Source organism: Streptomyces sp. AM8-1-1, assembly GCF_032229325.1.
Classification (GTDB): Bacteria; Actinomycetota; Actinomycetes; order Streptomycetales; family Streptomycetaceae; genus Streptomyces; species Streptomyces achmelvichensis.
The window spans coordinates 7,507,899-7,532,187 of record NZ_CP135086.1 but is presented as its reverse complement, the minus strand read 5'-3'; the positions used below and the strand labels follow the sequence as shown (position 1 = coordinate 7,532,187).

Sequence of the window (24,289 nt, the reverse complement as noted above, 5' to 3'; positions counted from 1 at the left end):
ACGACCCGTTCACAGGAAAGGATCAGCTTGTGCTCTGCACCAGGTTGACCAACGCACGTGTCATCACGATGGACCCGGCACGCCCCACCGCCCGTGAGATCGGCATCTGGCGGGGACGCATCGTGGGCCTGGACGAGGAGGTGGCCGCACTCCCCGCCCGGCAGGTGGTGGACCTGGACGGGGCGACCGTGCTGCCGGGCTTCATCGACAGCCATGTGCACCTCGCCTGGACGGGACTGAAGGCGCGGACACCGGACATCGCCCCCAGCACGTGCGTCGACGACATCCTGGGCATCGTCGCGCAGGCCGTCGCCGACGCACCGGCCGGCAGCTGGGTCGACCTGGGCGGCTACGACCAGCGCACCCTCGACCGCCCCCTGGGCGCCGCGGAACTGGACACCGTGAGCCACGGGCGCAAGGTGTACCTCGGACACATCTCCGGACATGCGTGCCTGGTCAACACCGCGATCCTGGACCTGCTTCCGCAGAGCGTCCCGCACACGAACGGCTTTCTCGCCGAGGAGGCCATGGGTGCGGCCCTGCGGCTGCGGCCACCGCATTCCCTGACCGAACTCGTCGACGCGATCGAGACCGCCGGGTGGACGTGCCGGAGCGAGGGTGTGACGGCGTGTGCCGAAGCCGGCATCGGCAGCGAGCTCTTCGCCCACAGCCCCGTCGAAGCCGCTGCCTACCAACTCGCCCACGAGGCCGGGCGATTGCCGATCCGGCTCCAGCTCATGGTGGCCGCGGACGCCCTGAAGCCCGTCGACGCCGCGCGGGAGGACATGACGTCGCGCGCCTTCGGCCTCGGTCTGCGCACCGGCTTCGGGGACGGGCACCTGTCGCTCGGCGCCCTCAAGGTCTTCACCGACGGCGGCATGATGGCGCGGACCGCCGCACTCACCGAGCCCTACCTCGGCACACAGTCGGCGGGTCAGCTCCAGATGCCCGCCGAGCAGCTCGAGGACACCATCGTCCAGGGCCACCTCGCGGGCTGGCAGCTCGCCGTGCACGCCATCGGGGACCGCGCGGTCGATGTCGCGCTGGGCGCCCTGGAGAAGGCGCAGCGCCTGCACCACCGCCCGGAGGCCCGGCACCGCGTCGAACACGCCGGTCTTGTCCGCCCGGACCAGCTGGCCCGGTTCGCCGCCGTGGGGGCCACCGCCGTCGTCCAGCCCAGCTTCCTGCGGTACTTCGGCGACGACTACGCGGCGATCATGGGCAGTGAGCGGGCACCGTGGCTCTACCGGGGCCGCGGCTTCCTCGACAACGGCGTCCGCCTGGTCGGGAGTTCGGACCGTCCTGTCGCCGACGGCGCGCCACTGCGGGCCATCCAGTTCATGGTGGAGCGGGCCTCCGAGTCGGGCCGGCCGATCGGCGCGGACGAGGGCATCGGTGTCGAGGAGGCGCTGCGCGCCTACACCTCGGACGGCGCGTATGCGTGCCACTGGGAGGACAGCGCGGGCAGCATCACCGCCGGCAAGCGCGCCGACTTCGTCGTCCTGGAGGACGATCCGCGACGGGTGCCCATCTCGAAGATCGGCGACATCGCGGTGATCGGTACCTGGCTGGAGGGGAACCGGTCGTCCAAGGGGCCAACGGCCTGACGTCACCGGCGTCCCCACCCTCCCCGGGGGCGCCGCACTTGCGGGGCGGCGGGCAGGGCGCCGCACCGGGCTCACCTCACTCACCGAGCGTCCGGGGATTCGTGACAGTGGGTAGCCGTTCGACGTGCGTCCGGTCCTGGGCACTGTTTGGCTGTTGGGGGGACCGCATCTCCGTCACGAAGGAGTGACCATGAGCCCGGAAAACCCGTCACACGGCTCCACCGAGGACATGAAGCAGCAGGCGCTGAAGATGGAACAGGCCGCGGAACAGTCCACCGACCCCCATGTGCGCCGGCGCCTGCGCGAGAAGGCCAGTGAGCTGCGCCGCCGGACCAGCCGGCAGCAGGGCGAGGCACCGCCCGAGGGATTCAACCCCACGCGCTGACCGTCGCGCTCAGAACGGGGTCCGCTCGGAACGGGGCGGTCAACAGGCCCGCTCAGGAACGACGACCGGCCAGAAACGGGCCGCTCAGAGCGGGGGCCGCGGGAAACCCCGGCCCCCGTTCTGCGGCGTCCGGCCCGTCCTCAGCCGTCCGAGGTCCCGCTCGCCGCGTTCCGCCACACCGTCAGGTCCAGGGTGAGGTACTTGCTCGGTGAGTCCTCGGCCGAGAAACCCTGCACCGTCAGCAGACCCAAGTGACCCGTCCCGGTCGTGATGCAGATCTGACGGCCCTTCGACAGCCTGTTCACATAGACGTTCTTGGTGAACCGGGTGTCCTTGCGGCACGTTTCGAGGGACCCCTGCTGGCCCGGGTCGAGCAGGACCAGATTGCCCTCGTTGCTCTCCGCGTCGAGGTAACCGCCTGTGTCGTAGGAGAGTTCGTACCCGCCGTCCTCGCCCTCCTGCGGCCGGACGTCGTCGTCACTGAGCGTCAGATGGAAGCCGGCCGTGAGATTGATACCCGGGTACTCCACGGGCTTCGGCGGCGCCGGCGCCGGGTCCGGCTTCGGGGCGGACTCCTCCTTGCCGCCGGTGCCGCTCTCCCCCGTGTCCGAGGACGAACCGCCCTGGGATGTACCGCTCCCCTGCGAGTTGTCGTCGTCCTTCATCGCCAGGTACGCCGTCCCGCCCCCGATACCGAAGACCAGCAGGACGGCCAGGGCGATGAGCGCCGCGCGTTTGCCGCCACCGCCGGTGGGGCGCCGGGCATGGGGATCGACGTAAGGGGCCGGGCGCGGGTTCGGGTTCGGGTTCGCCGGGACCTGGGTCTGGGCGTAGGCGTGGGCATGGCCGGGGTTGGTGGGCTGGTGGTGCTGCGGGGGCGGGTACTGCGGGGAGGGCCCGTGCGCGGCGGGAGGGCCGTAGCCCGGGGGCGGGGTGCCTGGCGTCACCGGGGTGGTGGGCGAGTACGCCGCCGGAGGGGTGGTGGCGGGCGGCGGCGGTGTCTGGGCCGGGGCCGGTGCCGCCGCGCGTCCGGTGATGTCGGCGCTGACGGCCGCGGGCAGCCAGTCCTCGGGCCGCCGCAGTACCGTCTCCGCGTTCGCCGACTGGCAGAGTCCGATGATGTCGGCGATCGACGGCCTGGCCGCGGGGTCCTTCGCCAGGCAGCGGGTGACGAGTTCCCTCAGCCGGTCCGGCACCCCGCTGAGATCCGGCTCCTCGTGGACGATCCGGTACAGCACGCCGTGCGAGGTGCCCTCGCCGAAGGCCGGGATACCGGCCGCGGCATACGCCGCGACCTGCCCGAGCGCGAAGATGTCGGTCGCCGCCGTGACCCGCTGCCCCGCGGCCTGTTCGGGGGCCATGAACGACGGTGTGCCGATGGTGACGCCGCTGCCGGTGAGCGATGTCGCGTCGGCGGCGTAGGCGATACCGAAGTCGATGACGCGCGGTCCGTCGGCCGCGAGCAGCACGTTCGACGGCTTGAGGTCACGGTGCACGATGCCGGCGCCGTGGATGACGTGCAGGGCCTCGGCGATGCCGGCGACGAGCAGCAGCACCGCCTCGACCGGAAGCGCACCGTGCCGGGCGACCGCGTCGGCGAGCGAGGGACCCGGGACGTACGCCGTGGCCAGCCAGGGCTGCTGCCCGTCGGTGTCCGCGTCGATCACGGGGGCGGTGAACAGGCCCTGCACGCGCTGCGCTGACTTCACCTCCTGCGCGAAACGGCGGCGGAACTCCGGGTCCTCGCCGAACTCCGGGCGGATCACCTTGATGGCCACCGGCCGTCCGCCGGGCGTGTACGAGAGGTAGACCTTGCCCATGCCTCCGGCACCGAGCTTCGCGGTCAGCCGGTATCCGGCGATGGTCGCCGGGTCGTCTCCCGCGAGCGGCTGAAAGACCTCGGCCTTCCCCCGGTCGTGCTGCTGACCACTCATCACGCAATTCCCCCTACACAAGACACCGATGTCGCACGGCACCCTACCCAAGGGAAAGCGGTGTCCCTCGCTCCAGGGCGCCCGTCGCAGGCGTGGCGCATGGCCGGCGGGATGCGCGGAGGCGCGTGACCGGCACGACGCGCGCTTGCCGTGATCAGGGCCGACGTACGTCCAGGGGCGTCTTTTCGGCCGACCCGCCGCCCGCCCGGTCGCCTTCGGGCCGACCGTTGCCGAACCCTTCCCGATCGGGCCGCCTCCTCACGTACGCAGAAAGCGCAGGACCGCCGGTACCCGCCGGTTGTCGTCCTCCGAGGGCGGCAGGCCCAACTTCCGGAAAATGCTTGCCACATGCTTCTCCACGTTTCCGGCCGAGACCACGAGCGTCTGGGCGATACCGGCGTGAATCTGCCTCGGCATCAGGGAGAGCACGGTTCTCTCGCGGCCCGTCAGGGAGCCCTCGCCGCCGGCGACCTCATCAGGTTGCTGATCCAGTGCACGCCCTCGGGGTCGAGTCCGTTGACCGGCTCGTCGAAGAGCAGCACTCCGGGATCGCCCAGCAACACACCGGCGATGCCGAGCTGTTGCGCCATGCCGAGCGAGAACACCCCCGCGCGCCTGCGGGCGACGCCGGCAATACCGACGGTCCCGAGCACCTCGCCGACCCGTGACGGGTCCATCCCGCCGCCCGCCGCGAGGGCGCCAGATGGTGGTGGGCGCTGCGACCGGGGTGGAAGGAGCGGGCTTCGAACAGCGCCCCGACCTCGGACAGCGGCCAGGAGAGCTCGCCATATGGACGGCCGTTGCTACGGACGTGCCCGCCGTCCGGTCCGTCCAGGCCGAGGATCAAGCGCATGGTGGTGGACTTGCCCGAGCCGTCGGTCCCGAGGATTCCGGTGACGGCGCCCGGCCGCACATCGAAGCCCAGGCCGTCGACGGCGACCGTGGTGCCGTACCGCCTGGTGAGAGAGCCCACCTCGATCATGCGGGCCCCGGATCGGTCGCCGGACCGTGGCAGACCTCCGTCTTGCCTCCGTCTTGAGCTGGGGGTTTTCCCCCACCGCGGGGAGGCGGCCCGTCGGCCCGTCCATCCGTGGCGGTGGCTCGGAGGGCCGGGCAGTCCTACCGTGGAAGGGACATCGTCACCGGCCGGCACGACGCGCAGGCGGACGCGCGGCGCGGCGTGATGCGCCGTGACGAAAGCGCCGCCCTCGTGTCTTCTCCAGTGCCCGGCACGCGGGGGCGATGGTGCAGGAAGGTGTTGCAGGTGACATCGATGGCCGATATCGGCTCCCAGCCCCTCGTGCCCGGCGTGCACGAGACGGCTCTGGACGATGCCACCCTGGTCGTACGCGCCCGTGACGGCGATGTGAGGGCCTTCGAGGTACTGGTGCTTCGCTATCAGGGCCCGATGTACCGCCTGGCGCTGCGCATGCTCGCCAGTCGTGGCGATGCCGAGGACGTGGTGCAGGAGGTCTTCCTGACCGCCTGGCGCCGCCTGGGCCGGCTACGGGAGAGTGCCGCGTTCGTGGGCTGGCTCTACCGGATGACGACCAACCGGTGTCTGAATGTCATCCGGGCACGCAGGCCCATGGCCGTGGCGGATCTGGACGCTCGCGCATCGGGCGACGCAGCCGGATCCCCGGAACGGTCGGCACAGGTCGGTGAACAGCTGGTCGCGCTCTCCGACGGCCTCCAGCAACTGACTGCCGAACAGCGCGCCTGCTGGCTGCTGCGGGAGGTGCACGGGCGTTCCTACGACGAGATCGCGAGAGCGACGGGCACGACCCGGACTGCGGTGCGCGGACGCATCGCACGCGCCCGCGCCCACCTGGCGGAGGTGATGGATCCATGGAAATGAACGACGCGCAGGGCTCCACGCTCCCGTGCGGCCGCGACATCGAGACGGTGTGGGAGCGGCCCTCGCCGAGGGGCGGCGACGAGTCGGACGGCCACGACCCCGGTTGCGAGTACTGCGCTGCCGCCCGGGAGAGCCTGGCGGTGCTGCGGGAGGTGACGGGCGAGCTCGCCGCGGAGGAGATCCATCCGCCGGCCGGGGTCACTGCCCGGATCATGTCCGCGGTGCGGGCGGAGAGAGGCCGCCATCACATGCTGCTTCTACCCAGTACGGAGCCCGGCGAGGTCCGGGTCAGCGAACAGGCGGTAGCCGCCGTGCTGCGGTCCGCCGCCGATTCCGTCGACGGTGTGCGCGCCCGGCACTGCCGGATCACCGCCACCGAGACGGATGGCGCCGTCCGGGTCGAACTGACCATCGCTGTCGGCTATCGCGGCTTCCACTCCGAGGCGGTCGAGGACGTACGTGAGCGCGTGCGGGCCGCCGCATCGGCACGCGTCGGAGTGTCCCTCGTGCACGTGGACCTGACGGTGGAGGACCTCTACGACGCACAACACCACCGGGACGAGGCTTCCGGCCTCTGAGACCGGCCGACGCACAAGGACAGGTGCTCGCGATGGGAACACCCCTCCCCCACGACAGGACCGGGGCTCCGCGCACCCAGTGGGTGATGGCCGATCCGGTGATCGCCGCGGTCGCCGCTCATGCCGCGGGCGGTGTCACCGGTGTGGTGCGACTCGAACCCGGCCTCACCGGCCTCGCCACTCAGGTGGCACGCTCGGCCCGGCAGAAGATCTACGGCCTGACACCCGCGCCGACCGAGGGCGTACACGTGAGGGTGGACCGGTCGGCCGAACCACCGGTGCTGCGCGTCTCCGTCGACCTCGTCACCTCGGCGCAGGACCAGGCAGCGGCCGTGGCGCAGGCAGTTCAGCGCGAGGTCACACGTGCGGTCGCCGATGCCACCGGGCTGGTCCCACACTCCGTCGGGGTCTCGATCACCGACATCGAGCCGTACGGGGCCGGTACGAGGTGACACCTCGTACGGACCTGACACGTTCCCTCCTGGCCGCCGTTGCCGGGATTCCGGGCCTGCGTCCGGCGACGTCCTCCACCACCCCCATCGGCTCACGCGTGCCGTGGAACCTCGACGCGTCGGCGGTTGCCGTCCGCGACGATGTCGTCGAGATCCGTCTGGTCGCCCTCGTCCTCCCCCTTCCCGCGGTCCTCAGCAGGGCCGAGGCGGCCCTGCACGCGGTGCTGGAGGGAACCAGGTGGAAGGACGCCCGACTACGCCTGGTCGTCACCGACATCGACGCCGCCGCCCTCAACCCCGCGGATCAGGCACGGTGAGGATGATTCCGCCAATATCGTGACGTTCTTCCCTGCCAGGGGTCCTACCGGTACGACGAGCGCGACACCGCCTCGTACGGGAGCCCGAGGAGGGCGTCATGAAGATTGCCGATCACTCCACGTTCGCCGCCGGTGACACCGGCAAGAGCACCGGCCCTACGGCGGTGTCGCGAGGCCAGAACTCCGAAGAGGGGCAGGGCAGCACCACCATCGCCGATGTCGTGGTCCAGAAGATCGCCGGAATCGCCACCCGCGAGGTACCCGGTGTGTACCAGCTGGGCGGTGGCGCGTCACGTGCGTACGGCGCGATGAAGGGACGGATCCCCGGAGCCTCGGCCAGTGCCGGACAGGGTGTGTCCGTCGAGGTCGGCCAGAAGCAGGCGGCCGTGGACCTCCAGATCCTCGTCGAGTACGGCGCGTCCATACCCGACCTGTCCCGCGCGGTCCGCAACAACGTCGTCGACACGGTCGAGCAGATGACCGGCCTGGAGGTCGTCGAGGTCAACATCAACGTCAACGACGTCCACATCCCCGGTGACGACTCGGACAGCGGTGACAAGGGCCGCACCGACCGCGTCGAGTAGAGCGGAGAGCTCCGGGCGGGCGCCGGCGGATCGGGTTTCTACCGATCGTCGGCGTCCTCCTCGTCCTCCCACTCCTCCTCTTCGTCGGCGTCCTCCGCGTCCTCGTCGGCTTCCTCGCCGTCCTCGTCGTATTCCTCGTCCTCGTCGGCTTCCTCGCCGTCCTCGTCGTACTCGGCGTCCTCGTCGTCGTATTCGGCATCCTCGTCGCTCTCGGCTTCTTCTTCCTCCGCCACGGCGTCCTCGTGGGACACGACCACTTCGCCGTCCCGGATCTCACCGCGCCAGCCCTCGGGCTCATCGTCGGTGAGGGACACGTAGCGCTGGAAGTGCTTGAAGTCCAGGCGCATACGGCGCCCTTGGGCCCGCCACAGATTGCCTGTCTTCTCGAAGAAGCCCGACGGGTAGTACTCCACGACCAGGACGATCCGCGTCAGCGCGGGCGCCAGCTCATGGAAGCTGACCGCGCCCTTGGTGCTCCCCTTGGCACCCTCGGACGTCCACGCGATGCGGTCGTCGGGTATCTGCTCCTGGACCTTCGACTTGAAGCTGCGGTTGGACAGAGCGATCTTGACCTTCCAGTCGCTCTCCACCTCATCACCCGCCGAAACGCTCTGGACACCCTTCATGAAGCCGCCGAACTGGTCGTACTGGGTCCAGAAGTCGTAGGCCGTGCGCAAGGGCACTCCGACATCGAGCACTTCGATGATGTTCATGGACTTGCCGCTCGACTTGCCTTTGCCCTTGCCGCCGCCGAACGCTCCCTTGACCTTATCCATGACGCCCTTCGCCTTCCCGGACACGATTGCCTTGAGAGGAGACTCACCCCCGAGGATTTTCGAGCCGATGGCAGGCAATGACCCGCCGTTCTCGGCCACGTCGGTCAGCTGCCCAGTGACGTCCTTGAGCTTGTCCCCCGCCTTGTCGGCAAGCCGCCCCATCTGAGCATTGGCGTACCCCGACAATTCCTCACGCAGCCGGTCCATGCCCGACGGTTGCGTCCCCGACCCTGCGTCTTCCTTTCCCGTCATGACTGCCTACCTCCGACGCCCGGAACGCGAGGATGTCTTCTTGGCCGGGGCAGACTTCTTCGCCGCGGCTTTCTTGGCCGGCGCTGCTTTCTTGGCCGCTGTCTTTTTGGCCGCCGTCTTCTTGGCGGGGGCCTTCTTGGCCGGCGTCTTCTTGGCCGGAGCCGACTTCTTGGCCGGGGCCGACTTCTTCGCCGGCGCCTTCTTGGCCGGAGCCGCTTTCTTGGCCGGAGCCGACTTCTTGGCCGCCGCCTTCTTCGCCGGGGCCGACTTCTTCGCACGGCGAGGCGGTTGCCGATCCGGCTCCTCGTCCTCGTCCGGCTCTTCGTCCTCGTCCGGCTCTTCGTCGAGCTCGTCCTCCGGCTCTTCGTCGAGCTCGTCCTCCGGCTCTTCGTCCTCGTCGAGCTCGTCCTCCGGCTCCTCGTCGAGCTCGTCCTCCGGCTCCTCGTCCTCCGGCTCTTCGTCCTCGTCCCAGTCCTCGTCCTCGGGCTCCTCGTCCCCCTCCGGAATCCGCACCTTGTCACCGAGTGCGCTCGTGCGGCTCTGGAGAGTGTCGGCGAGGGAGCTCATACCGCGGTCGGCGACGGCCGCAACGGCCTTCCGCCCTGCCTCCAGGACATCGCCCTTGAACTGCTCCTGAAGCTCGGCGACCTGCGGGAGCTGACCCAGACGACTCACGGCCTCAGCCGCCAGCTGACGAGGTTCCAGCCCGAATCGTCTGCCCGCCAGATACGTGGCCACTGTCAGCGCGAGCTTGCCCTTCTTCGACCGGCCCAGCACGTACCCGCCCGCAACAGCCGCCGCCAGAGCCACCTTGGTCTGGTTGTCCATGAATCCATCACCTTCCATCGGCGCTTTCACACGGTGCGGATTGCCGCCGGAATGCGGGGACTTCGCCGCCCGGGCGCGTCAACTGCCGTCTCTCGAAAGGGGCAGCCCCCGGGTAGGCACCTTCGGTGGCCCCTCACATCAGGCGACCGGGGCGGCCGGCACCCGCAGCAGGCACATCACACCGGGGCCGCCGGCTTTCTTATCAGCCCCACGTTGTCCAGTCTGTACCCAAATGAGACAGCCGCATCCCGAGAACTGCCGCACCCCCGCCTCCGGTGACACACAATTCGGAGCCGTCACTCACAGCCACCGGCGAGGTCGCTGCGACCGCGCGGGACGGGGACCGCCGGCCCCACCGGACTCCATGCCCCGAACTACGCGGGGACAGCCTGTCGGATGGGGGCGCCGGCGTGGTGGAGGCTGGCGAGAGCCTGCCGGTAGGACGTGATCAGGCTGGTCTCCAGGTAGTCCACTCCCAGCTCCTGGCAGTGGCGCCGGACGATGACCTGCGCCTTGCGCAGATGCGGGCTGGGCATGCTCGGGAACAGGTGGTGCTCGATCTGGTAGTTCAGTCCGCCGAGTGCGACATCGGTGAACCAACCGCCGCGGACATTGCGCGAGGTGAGCACCTGGCGCCGCAGGAAGTCCGGGCGGTCGTCACCGGTCAGGATCGGCATGCCCTTGTGGTTGGGGGCGAAGATCGAGCCCAGGTAGACCCCGAACAGGCACTGGTGAACCGCGAGGAAGGCAAGGGCCATACCGGGCGGCAGCACCAGCAGCAGTGCACCCAGGTAGAGGGCGAAATGCGCGAACAGCATGCTTCCCTCCGCCACACGGTTCTTGAGCGAACGATCAGCCAGCGACCTCACACCGGACAGGTGCAGATTGAAGCCCTCGAGCGTCAGGAGGGGGAAGAACAGGAACGCCTGGTACCGACCGAGCAGACGGGGCAGCCCTGTTGAGGCGTGCGCCTGCTTCCTCGACCAGACCAGGACATCGGGGATGAGGTCGGGGTCCAGCTCCTCGTGATTGGGGTTGGCGTGGTGGCGTGTGTGCTTGTCCTGCCACCACCCGTAACCCATGCCGATACCGGCGTTGCCCGCGATACGGCCGGTTCGTTCGCTGGCCTTGCGCAGCCGGAACACCTGCCGGTGTGCCACGTCGTGCGCGAGGAGGGCGACCTGGCCGAAGACGACGGCCAGGAACGCCGCCACCGCGAGCGTCCACCAGCTGTCGCCGACGAGGACGAACGCGACCCAGCCGCCGGCGTACAGCGCGGCCACCGAGGCGATCCGGGCCGCGTAGTAGCCCGGGCGACGGCCCATGAGACCCGCGTCGGCGATCTTCCGGGACAGCCGGGCGAAATCGCTCCCCGCCTCCTGTCGGACATCGGGCGGGGCAGGGTGAACGGTCTGCGAATCCATGAAAACGAGCTCCCTCACGGGTGTCGGATGCGGCCGGCACTGACGTCCGCAGTGGTCAGGAATGACCTTGATCCAATCGCCCCGTACGAATCGGCCGTCGCTGCCGGGAAGGCGGCCCTGTCACAGGGCGCCGTCCACGGGCACAGATCAGGCCGACTATTCAGAGGGTCTCGGCGCGCTCACCGAGCGCGCGGTTCGGCCGCCGCACACGCCCCGGACAGCACAGCCCTTCCCAGGGCACACGGGTCGCAGCGACCGTCTTGCCCCTTCCAACGAACGGCGGCCACCACACGTGCCCGGAACCCGCCCCGCATCTCACCACGGGCCCGGGACCGGGGCTCCACGGCCGAAGGCTGCCGGGCCGCACGGTCGGAAGCCGGGCCCGGCCCCCGGTCGGCGCCGGCTCCTCGGACGGGCGAAGGTTCCGCGGAAGGCCGGCGGCACCCGTGACCCGGGTTTCGCGTTCACGGCGTTGCGTACAACCCATCGGCGGTCCCCGGTGTCGTACGCACCAACACGACGGAACCGCTCGATGGGGGATCGGGATGAAGAGCTCCGGACACAGAACCCGTACCGCTCTTGTCATTGCCTGCGCACTCGTGGTGGGCGCCTCGCTGGTGTCGGCCGGCCCGGCGGTCGCCGGGCCGGGCACCGCCGGGACGGCCGCCTCCGGGACGGCGGAGGACGTGGTCATCACCCTGGGCGTCAGGGACGGCCGCGTCGTCCCTCCCGAGGCACTGGCTCTTGCCGGTGGGCGGCTGCATGTCACCGGCCGCGCGGACGACGCGACCAAGCGCAGCCTGTACGAGTACGACCTCGCCGTCACCGGTACGCCCACCGCCGGGCCCCGGCGCCTCGTCGTCGACAACTTCTGGAACGACTATCCGTGCCGGGACGACCCCGGCACCTTCTGCTCGGAGCTCGACTCGAGACTGTGGGGGCTCGGCGACGGCCGGATCGGCTATCAGGAGCCGTGGGGCAGCCACAATTCCGTCGGCGGTACACGGCCGCCGCGGCAGGTCTCGCTCCAAACCGAATGGCGGCAGGACCGGTTGACCTCGGCGGCCGGCCGTTACGTCGCCGTCTTCGACGGCTTCGACACCCGGGTGGGAGACCTCGACGGCGATGCCGGCGCACAGCACATCGCCGACGGCCGTCCGGCGTCCGTGTGGGCCACCAAGGTGTGGACCCGGGGCGAACAGCCGGGCGCCGTCCAGTCGTACGACCTGAAGACCGGCGCGAAGTCCGGGGACATCGCACTCGGGACGGGCTGCACCGCCGAGGAGCTCCAAGTGGTGGGGCGGTGGCTGTACTGGCGTTGCCCGGGAGTCGACAAGGCCGGGGTGTGGGACTTCGGGACCCGCAAGAACGTCGCGGTGCCTTCGCAGGACGGCGTCAGGATGGGTGACGGCTATCTGGTCTGGTACGAGCCGTCGGAGCGCCGGCTGGAGCTGGTCGACTTCCATCGGGGCGGCGGATTTCCGTACGTGGAGCAGACGTTGGCCTCCGACGTACCGTCCGCAGCCTGGGACGTCGACCGGTTCGGCGGCCATGTGGCGTTCACCGACGCCGAGGGACGGATCCGCATCAGGCCGGTGACCGTGCCCCGCCAGTCGGTCACGGTGACCGACCTGGCCCCCGAAGCCGGGTTCGGGCCCTGGCGGGGCGACTGGCGGCTCAGCCGTCCGGCGGCCTCCTGGACGGTCACCATCAAGGATCCGTACGGCAACGTGGTGAGGGAGATCCGCGGCCGGGACCGGGAAGGCGCCTCCGTGCAGGCCGGATGGGACGGAAAGGACTCCGACAACCAACCGGTCCCCAGCGGGGCGTACACCTGGACGCTCGGCGTCGACTCGGGCGACGGCACGGGGACGCAGGAGCTGACGAGCCGCGGACTGGAGCACACCCGGGCGGCGGGCGGACGCAGTGCGTTCCGGGACACCGACGCCGACGGGTACGGCGAGATGTTCTCCATGACGACCGCCGGCAAGCTGGCCGTCCACCATCTCTCCCGGGACAGCGGCTCCTGGACCTCCACCGGCTGGGACACGACCACCCGCTTCGTGTCCGCGGGTGACCTGACCAATGACGGCTGCGGTGATGTGGTGGCCCGTACCCCGGACGGCAACCTCTGGCGGTACGCCCCGGGCTGCGGGGCCCGGGTCACCCCCGAGACTCCGCGGACCCTGGTCGGCGCAGGCTGGGCGGGATTCGACGCGATCGTCCCGGCTGCCGACAACGACCCTTTCCGCACACCTGACCTGATTGCCCGTCAGGCATCGACCGGACGTCTCTATCTGTATCCGGGGAACGCGGGAATGACCGGATACGGCAGGCCGATCCTGATCGGACCCGGCTGGAACGGCTACACCATCATGGGCGCGGCCGATCTGACCGGTGACGGGATCGGCGACCTGGTGGCCCGGGACAGCGGCGGCGAGGTCTGGCGCTACGACGGCCTGGGGGAAGGGAAGTTCCTGCCCCGCAAGCTGCTGCTCCAGGACTGGGGCGCGGGACGCCGGGAGATGATGGTGGTCGGTGACGTGACCCGGGACGGTTATCCGGACCTGGTGTCACGGCACGGGGACGGCAGTCTGCTGCGGAACAAGGGCAACGCCGCGGGCGGTTTCGGGGCGACGGTGACGATCGGTACGGGCTGGGGTGCGTACGCCCGGCTGTACTGAGAGAGCATCGCGGGCCACAGGCGGCTCACGATGCCACGGCGCCCGCCCCGGCCTCGGCCGGGCGGGCGCTCCGTCGGGACACTCCCCTGCCGACCGGCCGAGCCCATGGGCGCGGCGCACGAAGACCTGCACGACAGGATCACGGAAGGGCGCGGGCCAGCAGCAGGGTGACGTCGTCGGACGTGGTCTCGGTCGGCAGCGTGTCGATCACCACCGAGCAGAGGTCGTCCACGGACAGACCGGTCCGGCTGAGAGCGTTGCTCACCCGCTCCATGCCGACGCCGATGTCCTGGCGGCGGTCCTCCACGAGCCCGTCGGTGTAGAGGGCGATGAGGCTTCCCGCGGGCAGGTCCAACTCCGCGGCCTCATAAGGCAGCATCCCGAGACCGAGGGGTGTTCCGGTCGGCAGCTCGGCGAAGGTGACACCGCCCCCGGGGTCGACGAGGGCGGGCGGCGGATGCCCCGCCAGCGCTACCGTGCAGCGCCGTGCGACGGGGTCGTAGACCGCGTACACACAGGTGGCGCCCATGGAGGGCAGGGGCATGTCGGAGTCCGGTTCGTCCTCGACGAGTCCGATGAACGTCCGGTCCACCCGGGTCAGCAGTTCCCCCGGGGGCAGATCCAGGTCGGCGAGTGTGCGGATCGCCGTGCGCAGCCGGCCCATGGTGGCGGCGGCGTCGATGCCGTGGCCGACGACGTCGCCGACGACCAGCCCCACCCGGCCGCCGGGCAGCCCGATGACGTCGAACCAGTCGCCGCCGACTCCGCGGACGCCGTCCGCCGCGTCCGCCGGCAGATAGCGGGCCGCCACCTCCATGGCGGTTCCGCCGCTCACGGAGCTCGGCAGCAGACTGCGCTGGAGGGCGAGGGCGGTGGCCCGCTCGCGGGTGTACCGGCGGGCGTTGTCCAGGCTCAGTGCGGCCCGGGACACCAGTTCCGCGGCGAGCTGGTGATCGCTTTCGTCGAACGGCATCGGGTTGTCCGTCCGGACGAACACGGCCACACCCAGCAGGACGCCGCGCGCCCGGATCGGGAGGACCATCAGGGAGTGCATGCCGAAAGCGCGGATCTTCTCCGCCCGCGCCGGGTCGTTGGCCAGCCAGGAGTCCGCCGAGGTGTCGAGTATCGGCTCCAGCACCGGGCCTCCCGTCGACAGCACCTGCATGAACGGCGACGCCTTGGGGACGTAGACCACTTCGCCGCGGGTCCACAGGGACTCCGGGGCACCGGTGTGGATGGACGCCCTGCCCGCGCGGCGGAACGTGGGGATGCGTCCCTGGGACGGCTCCAGCCGTTCCAGCGGCTCCTCGCCCAGCTGCACCGCCTCGGTCAGGTCGACGGTGACGTAGTCGGCGACGAGGGGAACGGTGAAGTCGGCCAGCTCCTGTGCCGTGCGCATCACGTCCAGCGTGGTGCCGATGCGGGCGCCGGCCTCGCTCACGACGGCCAGCCGGTCCCCCGCCCACCGCCTGTCGCGGACGGCCAGGACCACCAGGCACACGCCCAGGGGGCGGCCGTCGGCATCGTCCAGACGGACGAAGGAGGCGGAGTAGGCACTGTCGCGCACCGTGCCCGCCGCGGCAGGCACCCGGTACTCGCGGCCGGTCAGGCCGGAGCCGGTGGCCAGCACCTGCCGCATCGCCGTCTCGAGGTCTTCGGCGTCGCCGGGCAGCGCATCCCGGGGTCCGCGCCCCAGTCGGGACTCCCGGGCGATTCCGTCGTACTGCCCCAGGGTGTCGTTCACCCAGACGCACCGCAGGTCGGTGTCCCAGACGGCGAACCCGGCCGCGGAGCGGGTCAGGAGGGCCGCCAGTGCCGCTCCTGCGACATCATCCGCGCTCTCCAGCAGGGCGGTCAGGGTGGTCGTGCCGAGCGTGGGGTCCGGTGATTCCATGGCCGTTCCCGATCCTTCGGATGTGCTCTGTCGTGGTGCGGGCGGTCGCTGTCGCGCGGACACGGCCCAGGGCCGGATCAGGTCCGCCGCCCGTTCGGCGACGGCGCGGACCGTGACGACGGTGCCGGCCGACGGGACGGTCCGCGGGACCGAGGCGTCGGCCGCGCGGAGTCCGCCGATGCCATGGACTCGCAGATCGCCGTCGGCGAGGGCGTCGTCGCCGGTACGGCACGGGCCGAGCGGGTGCACGGACGAGGCGACGGTCGGGCGCACCGACAAAGACCGCGGGTCCGGCGCATCGGCCGTCGTCAGCGACCGGGCGGCCGCCCTCCGCGAAACGCTCGGCGCCACCCCTCCTGACGTCCAGACCGTCGGTGAGCAGGCGGTCATGACCGAATGGCTCAACCGCCCGGCCGACTCCCCGACGCGACAGCCATGAGCTCATCACTTCTGGCTCGCCCGGGGCTCAGAGCGTGTCCTCGATGGTGATCGGCAGCTTGCGGATCCGGCGTCCGGTGGCGTGGTGAACGGCGTTGGCGATCGCGGCCGCCGCGCCGACCTGGCCGATCTCGCCGACTCCCTTCACGCCCAGGGGGTTGACGATGCCGTCCTCGATCTCGACCAGCTCGATGTCGACGTCCGGCGCGTCCGCGTTGACGGGCACGAGGTACTCACCGAGGTTCGAGTTGACCCAGCGGCCGGTGTCCGGCGACATGTAGTTGGCTTCCAGGAGCGCCTGCCCCAGACCCCACAGCATGCCGCCCATCAACTGGCTGTGAGCCGTCTTGGCGTTGAGCACCCGGCCGGGTGCGAAGGCGCCGGTCATGCGCCGCACCCGGATCAGGCCGAGTTCGGCGTCCACCCCGACCTCGGCGAACTGGGCGCCGAAGGTCATCATTCCGTAGGGGACGTCGGGGGGCGGCGGGCTCCACTGCCCCGATGCCTCGGCGTCCGACAGGAAGTTGCGCTGCATCAGATCGGTGTACGGGTCGGATGATGTGCCGGCCGTCATGACGCCGTCCTGCACCACCACATCGACGGGGTCCGTGCCGTACAGCGGCGAACCGGAATCGGCGACGGCCCGTTTGATGAGTTGCTCGCGCAGGGCCGTGGCCGCGCTGTGCACGGCCGCGCTGATCATGCCGGCGCCCGCGGAGCCCACTGCCGCGTTGATGTTGGGCAGATCGGTGTCACCGTCCTCGAAACGGCAGCGGTCCACGCTCATGCCGAGACCGTCCGCGGCGACCTGGGCCATCACCGTGGCAACACCGGTGCCGAAGTCGGGGGTTGCGGCCTGGACGACCGCGGTCCCGTCGGCGTACAGACGCGCGCGGGCGCGCTGGGCGTTGGGGAGCGGCGGCACCGGGTACGCGGCGGTGGCCATGCCCGTACCGATCAGCCAGTTGCCCTCACGGCGTGCGCCCGGGAGGGGATCGCGTCCCTGCCAGCCGAAGCGCCGCGCTCCCCGCTCGTAGCACTCCCGCAGACCACTGCTGGACCAGGGAAGCCCCGACATCGCGTCGACGTCGGAGTGGTTGCGCAGCCGCAGTTCGATGGGGTCCAGGCCGAGTTCGTGGGCGAGCTCGTCCATCGAGCACTCGAGCGCGAACATACCGCTCGCCTCTCCCGGTGCCCGCATGAACGTGGGGGTCATGGTGTTGGCCCGGAACAGCCGGTAGACGCCCTCGTAGTTCGGGCAGGCGTAGAGCTGCGAGGAGATGCCGATGGAGGGTTCCGCCCAGTCGTCGAAGTGGGATGTCGGGGACAGCTTGTGGTGCCGGACGGCGGTCAGCCGGCCCTCGCTCGTCGCACCGATCGCCACATGCTGCTCCTGCTCCTCACGGTGTCCCACCGAAGTGAACATCTGCTCGCGGGTGAGGGCGAGCTTGACGGGCCTGCCGACCTCGCGGGCCGCCATGGCGGCGAGCGCCGAGTGGGCATGGATCATCGCCTTGCTGCCGAAACTGCCGCCGACGTAGTGGCCGATGACCCGGATCTTCGACATCGGGATGCCGAGCAGCCGGGAGACGGTCATCTGCGTGGCATTGACCCCCTGGGTGGCGTCGTACAGAAGCAGCTCGTCGCCTTCCCACTCGGCCGTGGTGCAGGAGGGTTCGATGGGGTTGTGATTGTTCGCGGCGTATGTGTACGTGCCTTCCACCCGTATGTCGGCGTCGGCCAGCCCGGCTTCCACGTCACCGCGCTCGAGGCGGCCCGGTATCCAGCCGCCGAAGATCCTCTCGGGCTCGTACGCGTGGTCCCGGCCCTGGTCGAGGGTGGTGACCGGGGCGGTCTCCTCGTAGGAGACGCTCAGCAGCTGCGCGGCGTGCTGGGCGCGTTCCCAGGTGTCGGCGATGACGATCGCGATCTGCTGGCCGGCGTAGTGGACGGTGTCGTCCTGCATCGGGAAGAAGGTCTGCGCGGGTGCCGCCGTGCCGCCGAGCGACGGCACGAGCGGCGGCTGTTCGGCGATCTTCGGAAGGTTCTGGTGGGTGAGGACGGCAAGTACGCCCTCCTCGGCCTGTGCGGCACTCGCGTCGATGCCGGTGACCCGTCCGGCGGCGACACGGGAGCCCACCACATACGCATACGCCATGTCCGGCATGGGGATCTCGGCGGAGTAGCGGGCGCCCCCGGTGACCTTGGGGCGACCGTCCACGCGGTCGAGCGGCTGTCCGATGGCAGAGGGGGTGGTCGTGGTCATGACGGGCTCCCGCTCTCGCTTCCGGACGCGGACGCGGTTCCCGTTCCGTTGCTGAGCATGTCGAGGGCGCGGACGATCGCGCGCTGCGCGAGTTCGACCTTGAAGGCGTTCATGGAGGTCGGCCGGGCGGCGGCCATCTCCACACGGGCGGCCATGGCGAAGTTGTCCCGCATGATGGTCGCGCCGATCAGGAAGTCCTCGGCCCGCTCGGCACGCCATGGCTTGGTGGCCACACCACCCAGCGCCATCCGAACGTCCACGATCCTGCCGTCGGCGACGGACATCGCGGCCGCGACCGAGACGAGCGCGAACTCGTACGACTCGCGGTCCCGGACCTTCAGATAGAGGGAGCGCCGGGCGAGGGGTGTGGGAGGCACCTCGATCTCCGTGATCAGTTCGCCGTGCTCCAAGGGGTGCTCGCGGTGCGGCGAGTCCCCGGGGAGGAGGAAGAAGTCGTCGATGGGATAAGCCCGTTCGCCGCTCGGACCCATCGTGTGCACACGCGTGTCCAGCGCCATGAGGGCCACGGCCACGTCCGAGGGGTGGGTGGCGATGCAGTGCTCGCTGGTGCCGAGCACCGCGTGACCGCGGCTGAAGCCGTCGATGGCCGAGCAGCCGGTGCCGGGCTCGCGCTTGTTGCACGCGGAGTGCGCGTCGCGGAAGTACGAACACCGCACGCGCTGGAGGAGGTTGCCTCCCATGGACGCCATGTTGCGCAGCTGCGCGGACGCACCGAGCTCCAGGGCCTGGGCGATCAGCGGGAAGCGCTCACGGACGACGGGAGCGGCGGCGACCTCACTCATCCGGGCCAGCGAGCCGATCCGCAGGCCGCCTTCCTCGGTGCCCTCGATGCCCGTCAGCGGAAGTTCGTTGATGTCGACGAGCCGGCGGGGATTCAGCACGTTCTGGCGGAGCAGATCGACCTCGGTGGTGCCGCCGGCGAGGAAGTCGCTGGTGGGGTCGCTGCTCACGGCGGCAACGGCGGTCGCCGTGTCGGTCGCGCGGAGGTAGGTGATCGGCCGCACGTCGGGCCTCCCTACGGTTGGTCGCGGACGGAGCGGATCGCGGCCCGGATATGGGGATAGGCGGCGCAGCGGCAGATGTTGCCGCTCATCCACTCCTTGATCTCGGCGTCGTCCCCGGCGTGACCCTCGCGCATCAGCGCCACGGCGGACATGATCTGGCCGGGGGTGCAGTAACCGCACTGGAACGCGTCCTCGGCGATGAAGGCCCGCTGCATCTCGTGCAGTTCGCCCTCGTCGGCCAGGCCCTCGACGGTGGTCACCTCACGACCCTCGCAGGTCATGGCGAGGGTGAGGCAGGCGAGCACCCGTTTCCCGTCGACCCACAGCGTGCACGCGCCACAAGTGCCCTGGTCACACCCCTTCTTGGCGCCCGTCAGGTCCAGACGTTCACGAAGGGCGTCCAACAGACTGACGCGGGGCTCGATGTCGAGAGTGTGCTCGGTGCCGTTGATCGACAAGGTGACCCGGACCGGACCGGGACCTCGTTCCTCGAGTGCTGCCCCTCGTTCCGTGAGGGCCGGGCCGCGTGCGGACATAGCACACCTCCAGAGAAAGCACCCCTCCATGCTCATACACATACAAACCTGGCGCAACCGTAAGATTTGCGGTATGAGCCAAAGCGTGCGAGAAGCAGCCCGAGAAGCGGTGACGGTCGTCTACACCTGGGAGGTGGTGCCCGGCAGGGAAGAGCAATTCGAGGAGTGGGCCCACGAGATCGAGACGGAGGCCGCCGCGTTCACCGGCCACCGCGGAGTGACCTGGCTGCACCCGGAGGGCGACAGCCACCGCTACCACGCGGTCGTCCGGTTCGCGGACACCGAGACCCTGGACCGGTGGATGACATCACCTCAGCGGGCAGCCTGGCAGGAGCGCGTCAAACCTTTCGCCCGCTCGGCTCATCCGAAGCTGACGACCACGGGCCTGGAGACTTGGTTCAACGTCCCCAACGGCCCGGCCCGGCCACCGGCGCGCTGGAAGATGTCGATCGTGACGATCGTGGCGGTCTACCCCTTCGCGCTGCTCTACGACGGGGTGTTCGCCGAGTACTTCCACGCTTGGCCGCTCCTGGCCCGCACCCTCGTCTTCCCCGTGATCCTGGCCCCGCTCCTGACGTACGCGGTCATGCCGTTCATGAGCCGGGCCCTGCGGCGGTGGCTGTACCCGGACTATCCGCAGGAATGACGGGAGCTGTCGCCCAGGCCCGCAGCCGACGGCATTACCGACGGGTACGCCGTCGCGGAGCCCGGCAGGCCCGCCGATCTCTGCGTTCGCCGGCAGCGTGACGCCACGGGGACACGACCGCGCCACCCACGCGCCGCGACCGTGCTCGATGCCCCCGGCGCACAGGAGTTGGCGGTGTTCGGGACGGCAGCAGATGATCCACCTCGACATCGAGGTGGATCTGCCCCAGGCCGTCGCCCGCGCCCGGGGCGCCACCCTCGCGGAGGTCCAGCCCCGGGAGGACGTTCCGGTGCCGCTCTGCCCGGTGGGCCGCCCGTTCCGCCTCTTCGCGCCCGCGGACAGCTCCGGCGACTGATGCCACACCTGCTTCCCCTCAGCGGCGGGCGGGCTTCCGAGCCACAAGGTATGCCTGCCGCCCCTGCCGGGGCTTCTCCTCCTCGCTGGGCTCACGGATCATCCGGGCGTCCACCTCGAGCCCGGCCCGGCTCAGCAGCTCTTCGATGCGGTCGGGAGACACCCAGTACACATCGAGCGAGAGCTCGTGACCGTACGCGTTCTCCAAGTGCCGGTGTCTGTCACCGGCCTTGAAGCCGACCAGCAGATGGCCGCCCGGGGCCAGGACTCGGTGGAACTCGGCGAACACCACCGGCAGCAGCTCCGGAGGGGTGTGAACGATCGAGTACCAGGAGAGGATGCCGCCCAGAGCACCGTCGGCCAGGTCCAGATCGGTCATCGACCCTTCGTCGAACGTCAAGTGCGGGTGCATCCGACGGGCAACGGCCAGGGTCTCCGGAGACAGGTCGATGCCGAACGCGTCCACCCCGAGCGAGTGCAGATGCGCCGTCACATGCCCGGGCCCGCACCCGAGATCAGCGACGGGCCCGCCGCCGCCTCGTGTGAGCTCGGCGAGTGCGCTGATCATCGCGCGGCCGTACAGGTCGCTCCCGAAGGCGGGAGGCACGAGTTCGGCTTAGTCGGCGGCGACGGTGTCGTAGGCCACGCGTGTGGCGTGCAGGTAGGTCGACTCGGTCATGGCCGAGGACAGTAGCGGGTGTGTGCGGTCGCGGTGTCCAGGCATCGAGCCAACTCGCACACCGCGCCCGGAGTTGCGACGCGGGCACCATCCCCCGCGCGGATTCAGGAACGCGACCGCTTGCTGAAGAACGTGACCGGGCGCTCCTGCCGTTCTCCGTCGACGATGATGTCCACCGACTCGTTGTAGAAGGCCACCCGGTCCTTGATGATCTCCACTTGGCGCAGAGGGTCCGGGTAGCTCCATGCGATGTCCGGCAGTACGGCTCCGTCGCCCTCCCAGGACCAGTACTCCGTCGCCACACCCTTGTACGGGCAGCGGGTGTGAGCGTCGGTCGGGGTGAGCAGATCGAGGCGGACGTCATCCCGCGGGAAGTAGTAGCGGACCGGCAGATGGGTCTCGAACAGCAGAACCGGCGTGTGCGTGTCCGCGACCGTCGTGCCCTCGATCTCGACCCGGACGTGACGGGTGCTCGGCAGGGCATCCACCCGTTTGTGCGGGTCGCGCGGGTGGACGAAGATCTCCTCGTCCTCCTCGTACCAGTGGTCGAGAACATCGTGGCCGAACCATTCGAAGCTGATGTGTCCGGCCAGCTCCTCGCCGGGATAGGTCCAGGCCGCCGCCTTGATGGACTGGCCGGCGAGGGCGAGGTCGTAGAAGACCGTCGCTCCCGCATGCCGGCGCGGGTTGGCCGGCCGCTCCGTCCTGTGCAGCAGATCCGTCCGGACGTCCTCGGCAGGGAAGGCGTACAGAGGCACGGGACGGCCCGGCTCCCACACGAGAACCGGTCGCCGGCTGTCCACGACCGTGACCTCGCCCTTGGTCGCCCGCACCCACCGCTCGCTCGGCTCCCACACCACGCTGTCGATCACTTCGGACCGGCGGTGCGCGGCCGGCAGGGCATCCGAACTGTCGCTGGTCGTCGCCATCGGTCTGCCTCCTCGGTCCCGGCACCTGTCCCTGAAACCCAGTGTCGCGCCCCGACCACTGCTTGCGCCGGGCGAAGCGGGCGGCCGGCCACAGGGCCGGGTCACTCGGCCCAGGGCTGGAAGCCGGTGTCGAGCACCTCGTCGAGCAGGGCGCGCAGCCGGGAGGCCTTGCCGGCGCCGAAGGTGTCCTCGAACTGAACCTGCACGGTGCGCCACAGCGGTAGCGCCGTCTTCAGGCGGGCGTTGCCCTCCGGCGTGAGCGCGACGATGCGCGCCCGGCGATCGGCTGCCGAGCGCTCGACGGTCACCAGCCCTTCCCGGGCGAGCGGCTTGAGATTGGTGGCCAGTGTCGTGCGGTCCATGGCGATCATGTCGGCGAGGTGGGTGATCGTCGTCTCGCCCTCGTTGCTGAGCTTCTGGAGGATGCCGAACTGCGTCGCGCGAAGGCCGACCGGGGCGAGGGCCTTGTCGTACGTCGCACCGAGATACCGGGCCGCCTTGCGCAGGGCCATGCTGTTGCAGGCGGGGGCCGTCTGTGCGGGCGTTGCGGCCATGATCTCCTCCGTAGCTTCACCGAGACAATAAGAGTATATGCACCTAATCGAAGAAGGCGGCTCGATCGCGGCGCGAGGCACACACTCGGGGCAGGTCCACGTCGGATGCCCATCTTTGCGATTTCAGAGATACGAGCATATGCTCGTATCTCCGCAGGTTGCTCCCGCCTGCCGTCCGCATTCCTCCTCCGCCCCCACGAGAGAGCCCTTCATGACAGTTCCCGCCGGATCCGTGACCGAGCGTCATCAAACGCCCCCCGCGGTGGCCGAGACATCGTCCAAGCTCAGTTCGGACAACCGTCGGCCGCCGGTGCGGGCATGGCTCCAGCCGACGGTGATCGCGCTGATCGTGGTGGCGGCGTTCATCGCGTGCTACGTCGGTCTCCAGCGTGACCCCCAGCCCCACCAGGTCCCCGTCGCCGTCACCGGGTCCGACCTGCCGGGCGAGATACGTCAGGCTCTCGGCGAGGCCGTCGAGGTCCACCCTGCGACGGACGCCGACGCGGCCCGGAGCGCGCTGGTGCACAACAATGTCGTCGCCGTGCTCAGCGCCGACGGACCGGACCAGCTGCGGCTGGAGGTCGCCGGGGCGGCCGGAGCGTCCACGACCGCGGCCGTGAGCGGCCTCGTCGATGCGTACGCCCACGGCGCGGGCGCACATGTGACCACCGAGAACGTCGTGCCGCTGGCGCACTTCGACTCGCGGGGACTGGCCGGCTTCTACATGGCCTTCGGCGTGACGCTCGCCGGTTTCGTGCTGGGCTCGAACGCTCTCGGCCTCGTCAGCGTCCTCCGTCTGCGCCACCGGTTCTGGCTGCTGACGGGCGCCTCCGCGGCCATCGGCACCGTCGCGGCGGTCATCTCCGGACCCGTCCTGGGAGCAGTTCCGGCCCCGCTGCTTCCACTGATCCTCACCCTCACCCTCTTGGCAGCTGCCGCGGCCTTCACCACCAAGTTCCTCGGCACCGCTCTCGGGCCTGTCGGGCTCCCGGTCACCACGCTCCTGCTGCTCACCGTCGGCAATGCGACCAGTGGTGCCGTCATCGGTGCCGATCTGCTCCCCGCCCCCGCCCGGATCATCTCCGCGCTCCTGCCGCCCGGGGCCGCCGTCCGGGCCATCAACGACCTGAGCTACTTCAACGGCGCACACATGTCAGGCCCGCTCATCACACTCACCCTGTGGGCTGCCATCGCCGCGATCCTGCTCGCCCTGCACCCTCGGCTGCTCCAGCGGCGCAAGGCCGCCGCCTGAGCCGTGGCGGACGTGCGGCGGACCCGTGGCGGCCGGA

At 70.2% G+C, this 24,289-nt stretch carries 23 protein-coding genes and 1 pseudogene; 11 read left to right on the top strand and 13 right to left on the bottom strand.

The genetic code is table 11. The annotated features are described in order from the left end of the window. Positions 1-29: 29 nt before the first annotated feature. Both RPQ07_RS33635 and RPQ07_RS33630 read left to right on the top strand, forming a co-directional pair. Entirely contained in the window at positions 30-1,607 is a 1,578-nt protein-coding gene (locus RPQ07_RS33635; protein ID WP_313948018.1) for an amidohydrolase, read from the top strand. Positions 1,608-1,797: 190 nt separating this feature from the next. Continuing rightward, entirely contained in the window at positions 1,798-1,992 is a 195-nt protein-coding gene (locus tag RPQ07_RS33630; protein ID WP_313948017.1) for a DUF6381 family protein, read from the top strand. Positions 1,993-2,132: 140 nt separating this feature from the next. On the opposite strand, the gene RPQ07_RS33625 is transcribed toward RPQ07_RS33630, so the two are convergent. From RPQ07_RS33625 to RPQ07_RS33615, 3 genes and pseudogenes are all read right to left on the bottom strand, one after another. After that, a complete protein-coding gene (locus RPQ07_RS33625; protein ID WP_313948016.1) occupies positions 2,133-3,926 on the bottom strand; it encodes a serine/threonine-protein kinase in 1,794 nt (597 codons plus the stop codon). A 258-nt stretch (positions 3,927-4,184) separates the two neighbouring features. Then, positions 4,185-4,343, bottom strand: coding sequence for a hypothetical protein (locus RPQ07_RS33620; RefSeq protein ID WP_313948015.1), 159 nt, complete (start codon positions 4,341-4,343; stop codon positions 4,185-4,187). A gap of 41 nt (positions 4,344-4,384) precedes the next feature. Further along, positions 4,385-4,908 (bottom strand): annotated as a pseudogene (locus tag RPQ07_RS33615) (ATP-binding cassette domain-containing protein); the annotation flags it as partial. A 291-nt stretch (positions 4,909-5,199) separates the two neighbouring features. On the opposite strand from RPQ07_RS33615, the gene RPQ07_RS33610 reads away from it, so the two are divergent. The 5 genes from RPQ07_RS33610 to RPQ07_RS33590 all read left to right on the top strand — a co-directional run bounded on the left by RPQ07_RS33610 (position 5,200) and on the right by RPQ07_RS33590 (position 7,715). Beyond that, positions 5,200-5,784, top strand: coding sequence for a sigma-70 family RNA polymerase sigma factor (locus RPQ07_RS33610; RefSeq protein WP_313948014.1), 585 nt, complete (start codon positions 5,200-5,202; stop codon positions 5,782-5,784). Next, on the top strand, positions 5,775-6,362 hold the full coding sequence (locus RPQ07_RS33605) for an Asp23/Gls24 family envelope stress response protein (RefSeq protein ID WP_313948013.1): 588 nt from the start codon (positions 5,775-5,777) through the stop codon (positions 6,360-6,362). The genes RPQ07_RS33610 and RPQ07_RS33605 overlap by 10 nt, the downstream gene beginning before the upstream one ends. Positions 6,363-6,394: 32 nt before the next feature. Continuing rightward, positions 6,395-6,814 (top strand): Asp23/Gls24 family envelope stress response protein, encoded by a 420-nt coding sequence (locus tag RPQ07_RS33600; protein ID WP_313948012.1) that lies wholly within the window; start codon positions 6,395-6,397, stop codon positions 6,812-6,814. Further along, positions 6,811-7,131 (top strand): hypothetical protein, encoded by a 321-nt coding sequence (locus tag RPQ07_RS33595; RefSeq protein ID WP_313948011.1) that lies wholly within the window; start codon positions 6,811-6,813, stop codon positions 7,129-7,131. Before RPQ07_RS33600 ends, RPQ07_RS33595 begins: the two co-directional genes overlap by 4 nt. A 98-nt stretch (positions 7,132-7,229) precedes the next feature. Then, a complete protein-coding gene (locus tag RPQ07_RS33590) occupies positions 7,230-7,715 on the top strand; it encodes an Asp23/Gls24 family envelope stress response protein (RefSeq protein WP_313948010.1) in 486 nt (161 codons plus the stop codon). Positions 7,716-7,753: 38 nt separating this feature from the next. Here the strand turns inward: RPQ07_RS33590 and RPQ07_RS33585 are convergent, their stop codons facing one another. From RPQ07_RS33585 to RPQ07_RS33575, 3 genes are all read right to left on the bottom strand, one after another. Beyond that, complete coding sequence (locus RPQ07_RS33585) at positions 7,754-8,743, bottom strand: SRPBCC family protein (protein ID WP_313948009.1); 990 nt, start codon at positions 8,741-8,743, stop codon at positions 7,754-7,756. 6 nt (positions 8,744-8,749) lie between these two features. Further along, positions 8,750-9,571, bottom strand: a complete 822-nt coding sequence (locus RPQ07_RS33580) for a histone protein (protein WP_313948008.1) — start codon at positions 9,569-9,571, stop codon at positions 8,750-8,752. Positions 9,572-9,945: 374 nt separating this feature from the next. Further along, a complete protein-coding gene (locus RPQ07_RS33575) occupies positions 9,946-10,995 on the bottom strand; it encodes an acyl-CoA desaturase (protein ID WP_313948007.1) in 1,050 nt (349 codons plus the stop codon). A gap of 545 nt (positions 10,996-11,540) precedes the next feature. Between RPQ07_RS33575 and RPQ07_RS33570 the strand changes: the two genes are divergently transcribed. Continuing rightward, positions 11,541-13,679 (top strand): FG-GAP-like repeat-containing protein, encoded by a 2,139-nt coding sequence (locus tag RPQ07_RS33570; protein ID WP_313948006.1) that lies wholly within the window; start codon positions 11,541-11,543, stop codon positions 13,677-13,679. A gap of 139 nt (positions 13,680-13,818) precedes the next feature. On the opposite strand, the gene RPQ07_RS33565 is transcribed toward RPQ07_RS33570, so the two are convergent. From RPQ07_RS33565 to RPQ07_RS33550, 4 genes are all read right to left on the bottom strand, one after another. Then, on the bottom strand, positions 13,819-15,846 hold the full coding sequence (locus tag RPQ07_RS33565) for a SpoIIE family protein phosphatase (protein ID WP_313948005.1): 2,028 nt from the start codon (positions 15,844-15,846) through the stop codon (positions 13,819-13,821). A 193-nt stretch (positions 15,847-16,039) separates the two neighbouring features. Next, the gene (locus RPQ07_RS33560) at positions 16,040-18,277 is read right to left on the bottom strand and encodes a xanthine dehydrogenase family protein molybdopterin-binding subunit (RefSeq protein WP_313948004.1); all 2,238 of its coding nucleotides are present in this window, start codon (positions 18,275-18,277) and stop codon (positions 16,040-16,042) included. After that, on the bottom strand, positions 18,274-19,302 hold the full coding sequence (locus RPQ07_RS33555; protein WP_313948003.1) for a xanthine dehydrogenase family protein subunit M: 1,029 nt from the start codon (positions 19,300-19,302) through the stop codon (positions 18,274-18,276). The genes RPQ07_RS33560 and RPQ07_RS33555 overlap by 4 nt, the downstream gene beginning before the upstream one ends. Before the next feature lie 11 nt (positions 19,303-19,313). After that, on the bottom strand, positions 19,314-19,838 hold the full coding sequence (locus RPQ07_RS33550; protein ID WP_313948002.1) for a (2Fe-2S)-binding protein: 525 nt from the start codon (positions 19,836-19,838) through the stop codon (positions 19,314-19,316). A 73-nt stretch (positions 19,839-19,911) separates the two neighbouring features. Between RPQ07_RS33550 and RPQ07_RS33545 the strand changes: the two genes are divergently transcribed. Next, positions 19,912-20,484 carry an antibiotic biosynthesis monooxygenase gene (locus RPQ07_RS33545; RefSeq protein WP_313948001.1) on the top strand — a complete coding sequence of 191 codons (573 nt, stop codon included), beginning with the start codon at positions 19,912-19,914 and terminating at the stop codon, positions 20,482-20,484. A gap of 193 nt (positions 20,485-20,677) precedes the next feature. After that, positions 20,678-20,839 carry a hypothetical protein gene (locus RPQ07_RS33540; RefSeq protein WP_313948000.1) on the top strand — a complete coding sequence of 54 codons (162 nt, stop codon included), beginning with the start codon at positions 20,678-20,680 and terminating at the stop codon, positions 20,837-20,839. Positions 20,840-20,857: 18 nt separating this feature from the next. Here the strand turns inward: RPQ07_RS33540 and RPQ07_RS33535 are convergent, their stop codons facing one another. The 3 genes from RPQ07_RS33535 to RPQ07_RS33525 form a co-directional block, all read right to left on the bottom strand. Continuing rightward, positions 20,858-21,445: a class I SAM-dependent methyltransferase gene (locus RPQ07_RS33535; RefSeq protein ID WP_313947999.1), complete on the bottom strand. Its 588-nt coding sequence runs from the start codon at positions 21,443-21,445 to the stop codon at positions 20,858-20,860. A 176-nt stretch (positions 21,446-21,621) separates the two neighbouring features. After that, a complete protein-coding gene (locus RPQ07_RS33530) occupies positions 21,622-22,446 on the bottom strand; it encodes a DUF427 domain-containing protein (protein ID WP_313947998.1) in 825 nt (274 codons plus the stop codon). A 101-nt stretch (positions 22,447-22,547) separates the two neighbouring features. Beyond that, the gene (locus tag RPQ07_RS33525; RefSeq protein WP_313947997.1) at positions 22,548-23,000 is read right to left on the bottom strand and encodes a MarR family winged helix-turn-helix transcriptional regulator; all 453 of its coding nucleotides are present in this window, start codon (positions 22,998-23,000) and stop codon (positions 22,548-22,550) included. Between the two features lie 262 nt (positions 23,001-23,262). Between RPQ07_RS33525 and RPQ07_RS33520 the strand changes: the two genes are divergently transcribed. After that, entirely contained in the window at positions 23,263-24,252 is a 990-nt protein-coding gene (locus tag RPQ07_RS33520; RefSeq protein WP_313947996.1) for a hypothetical protein, read from the top strand. Positions 24,253-24,289: the final 37 nt, after the last annotated feature.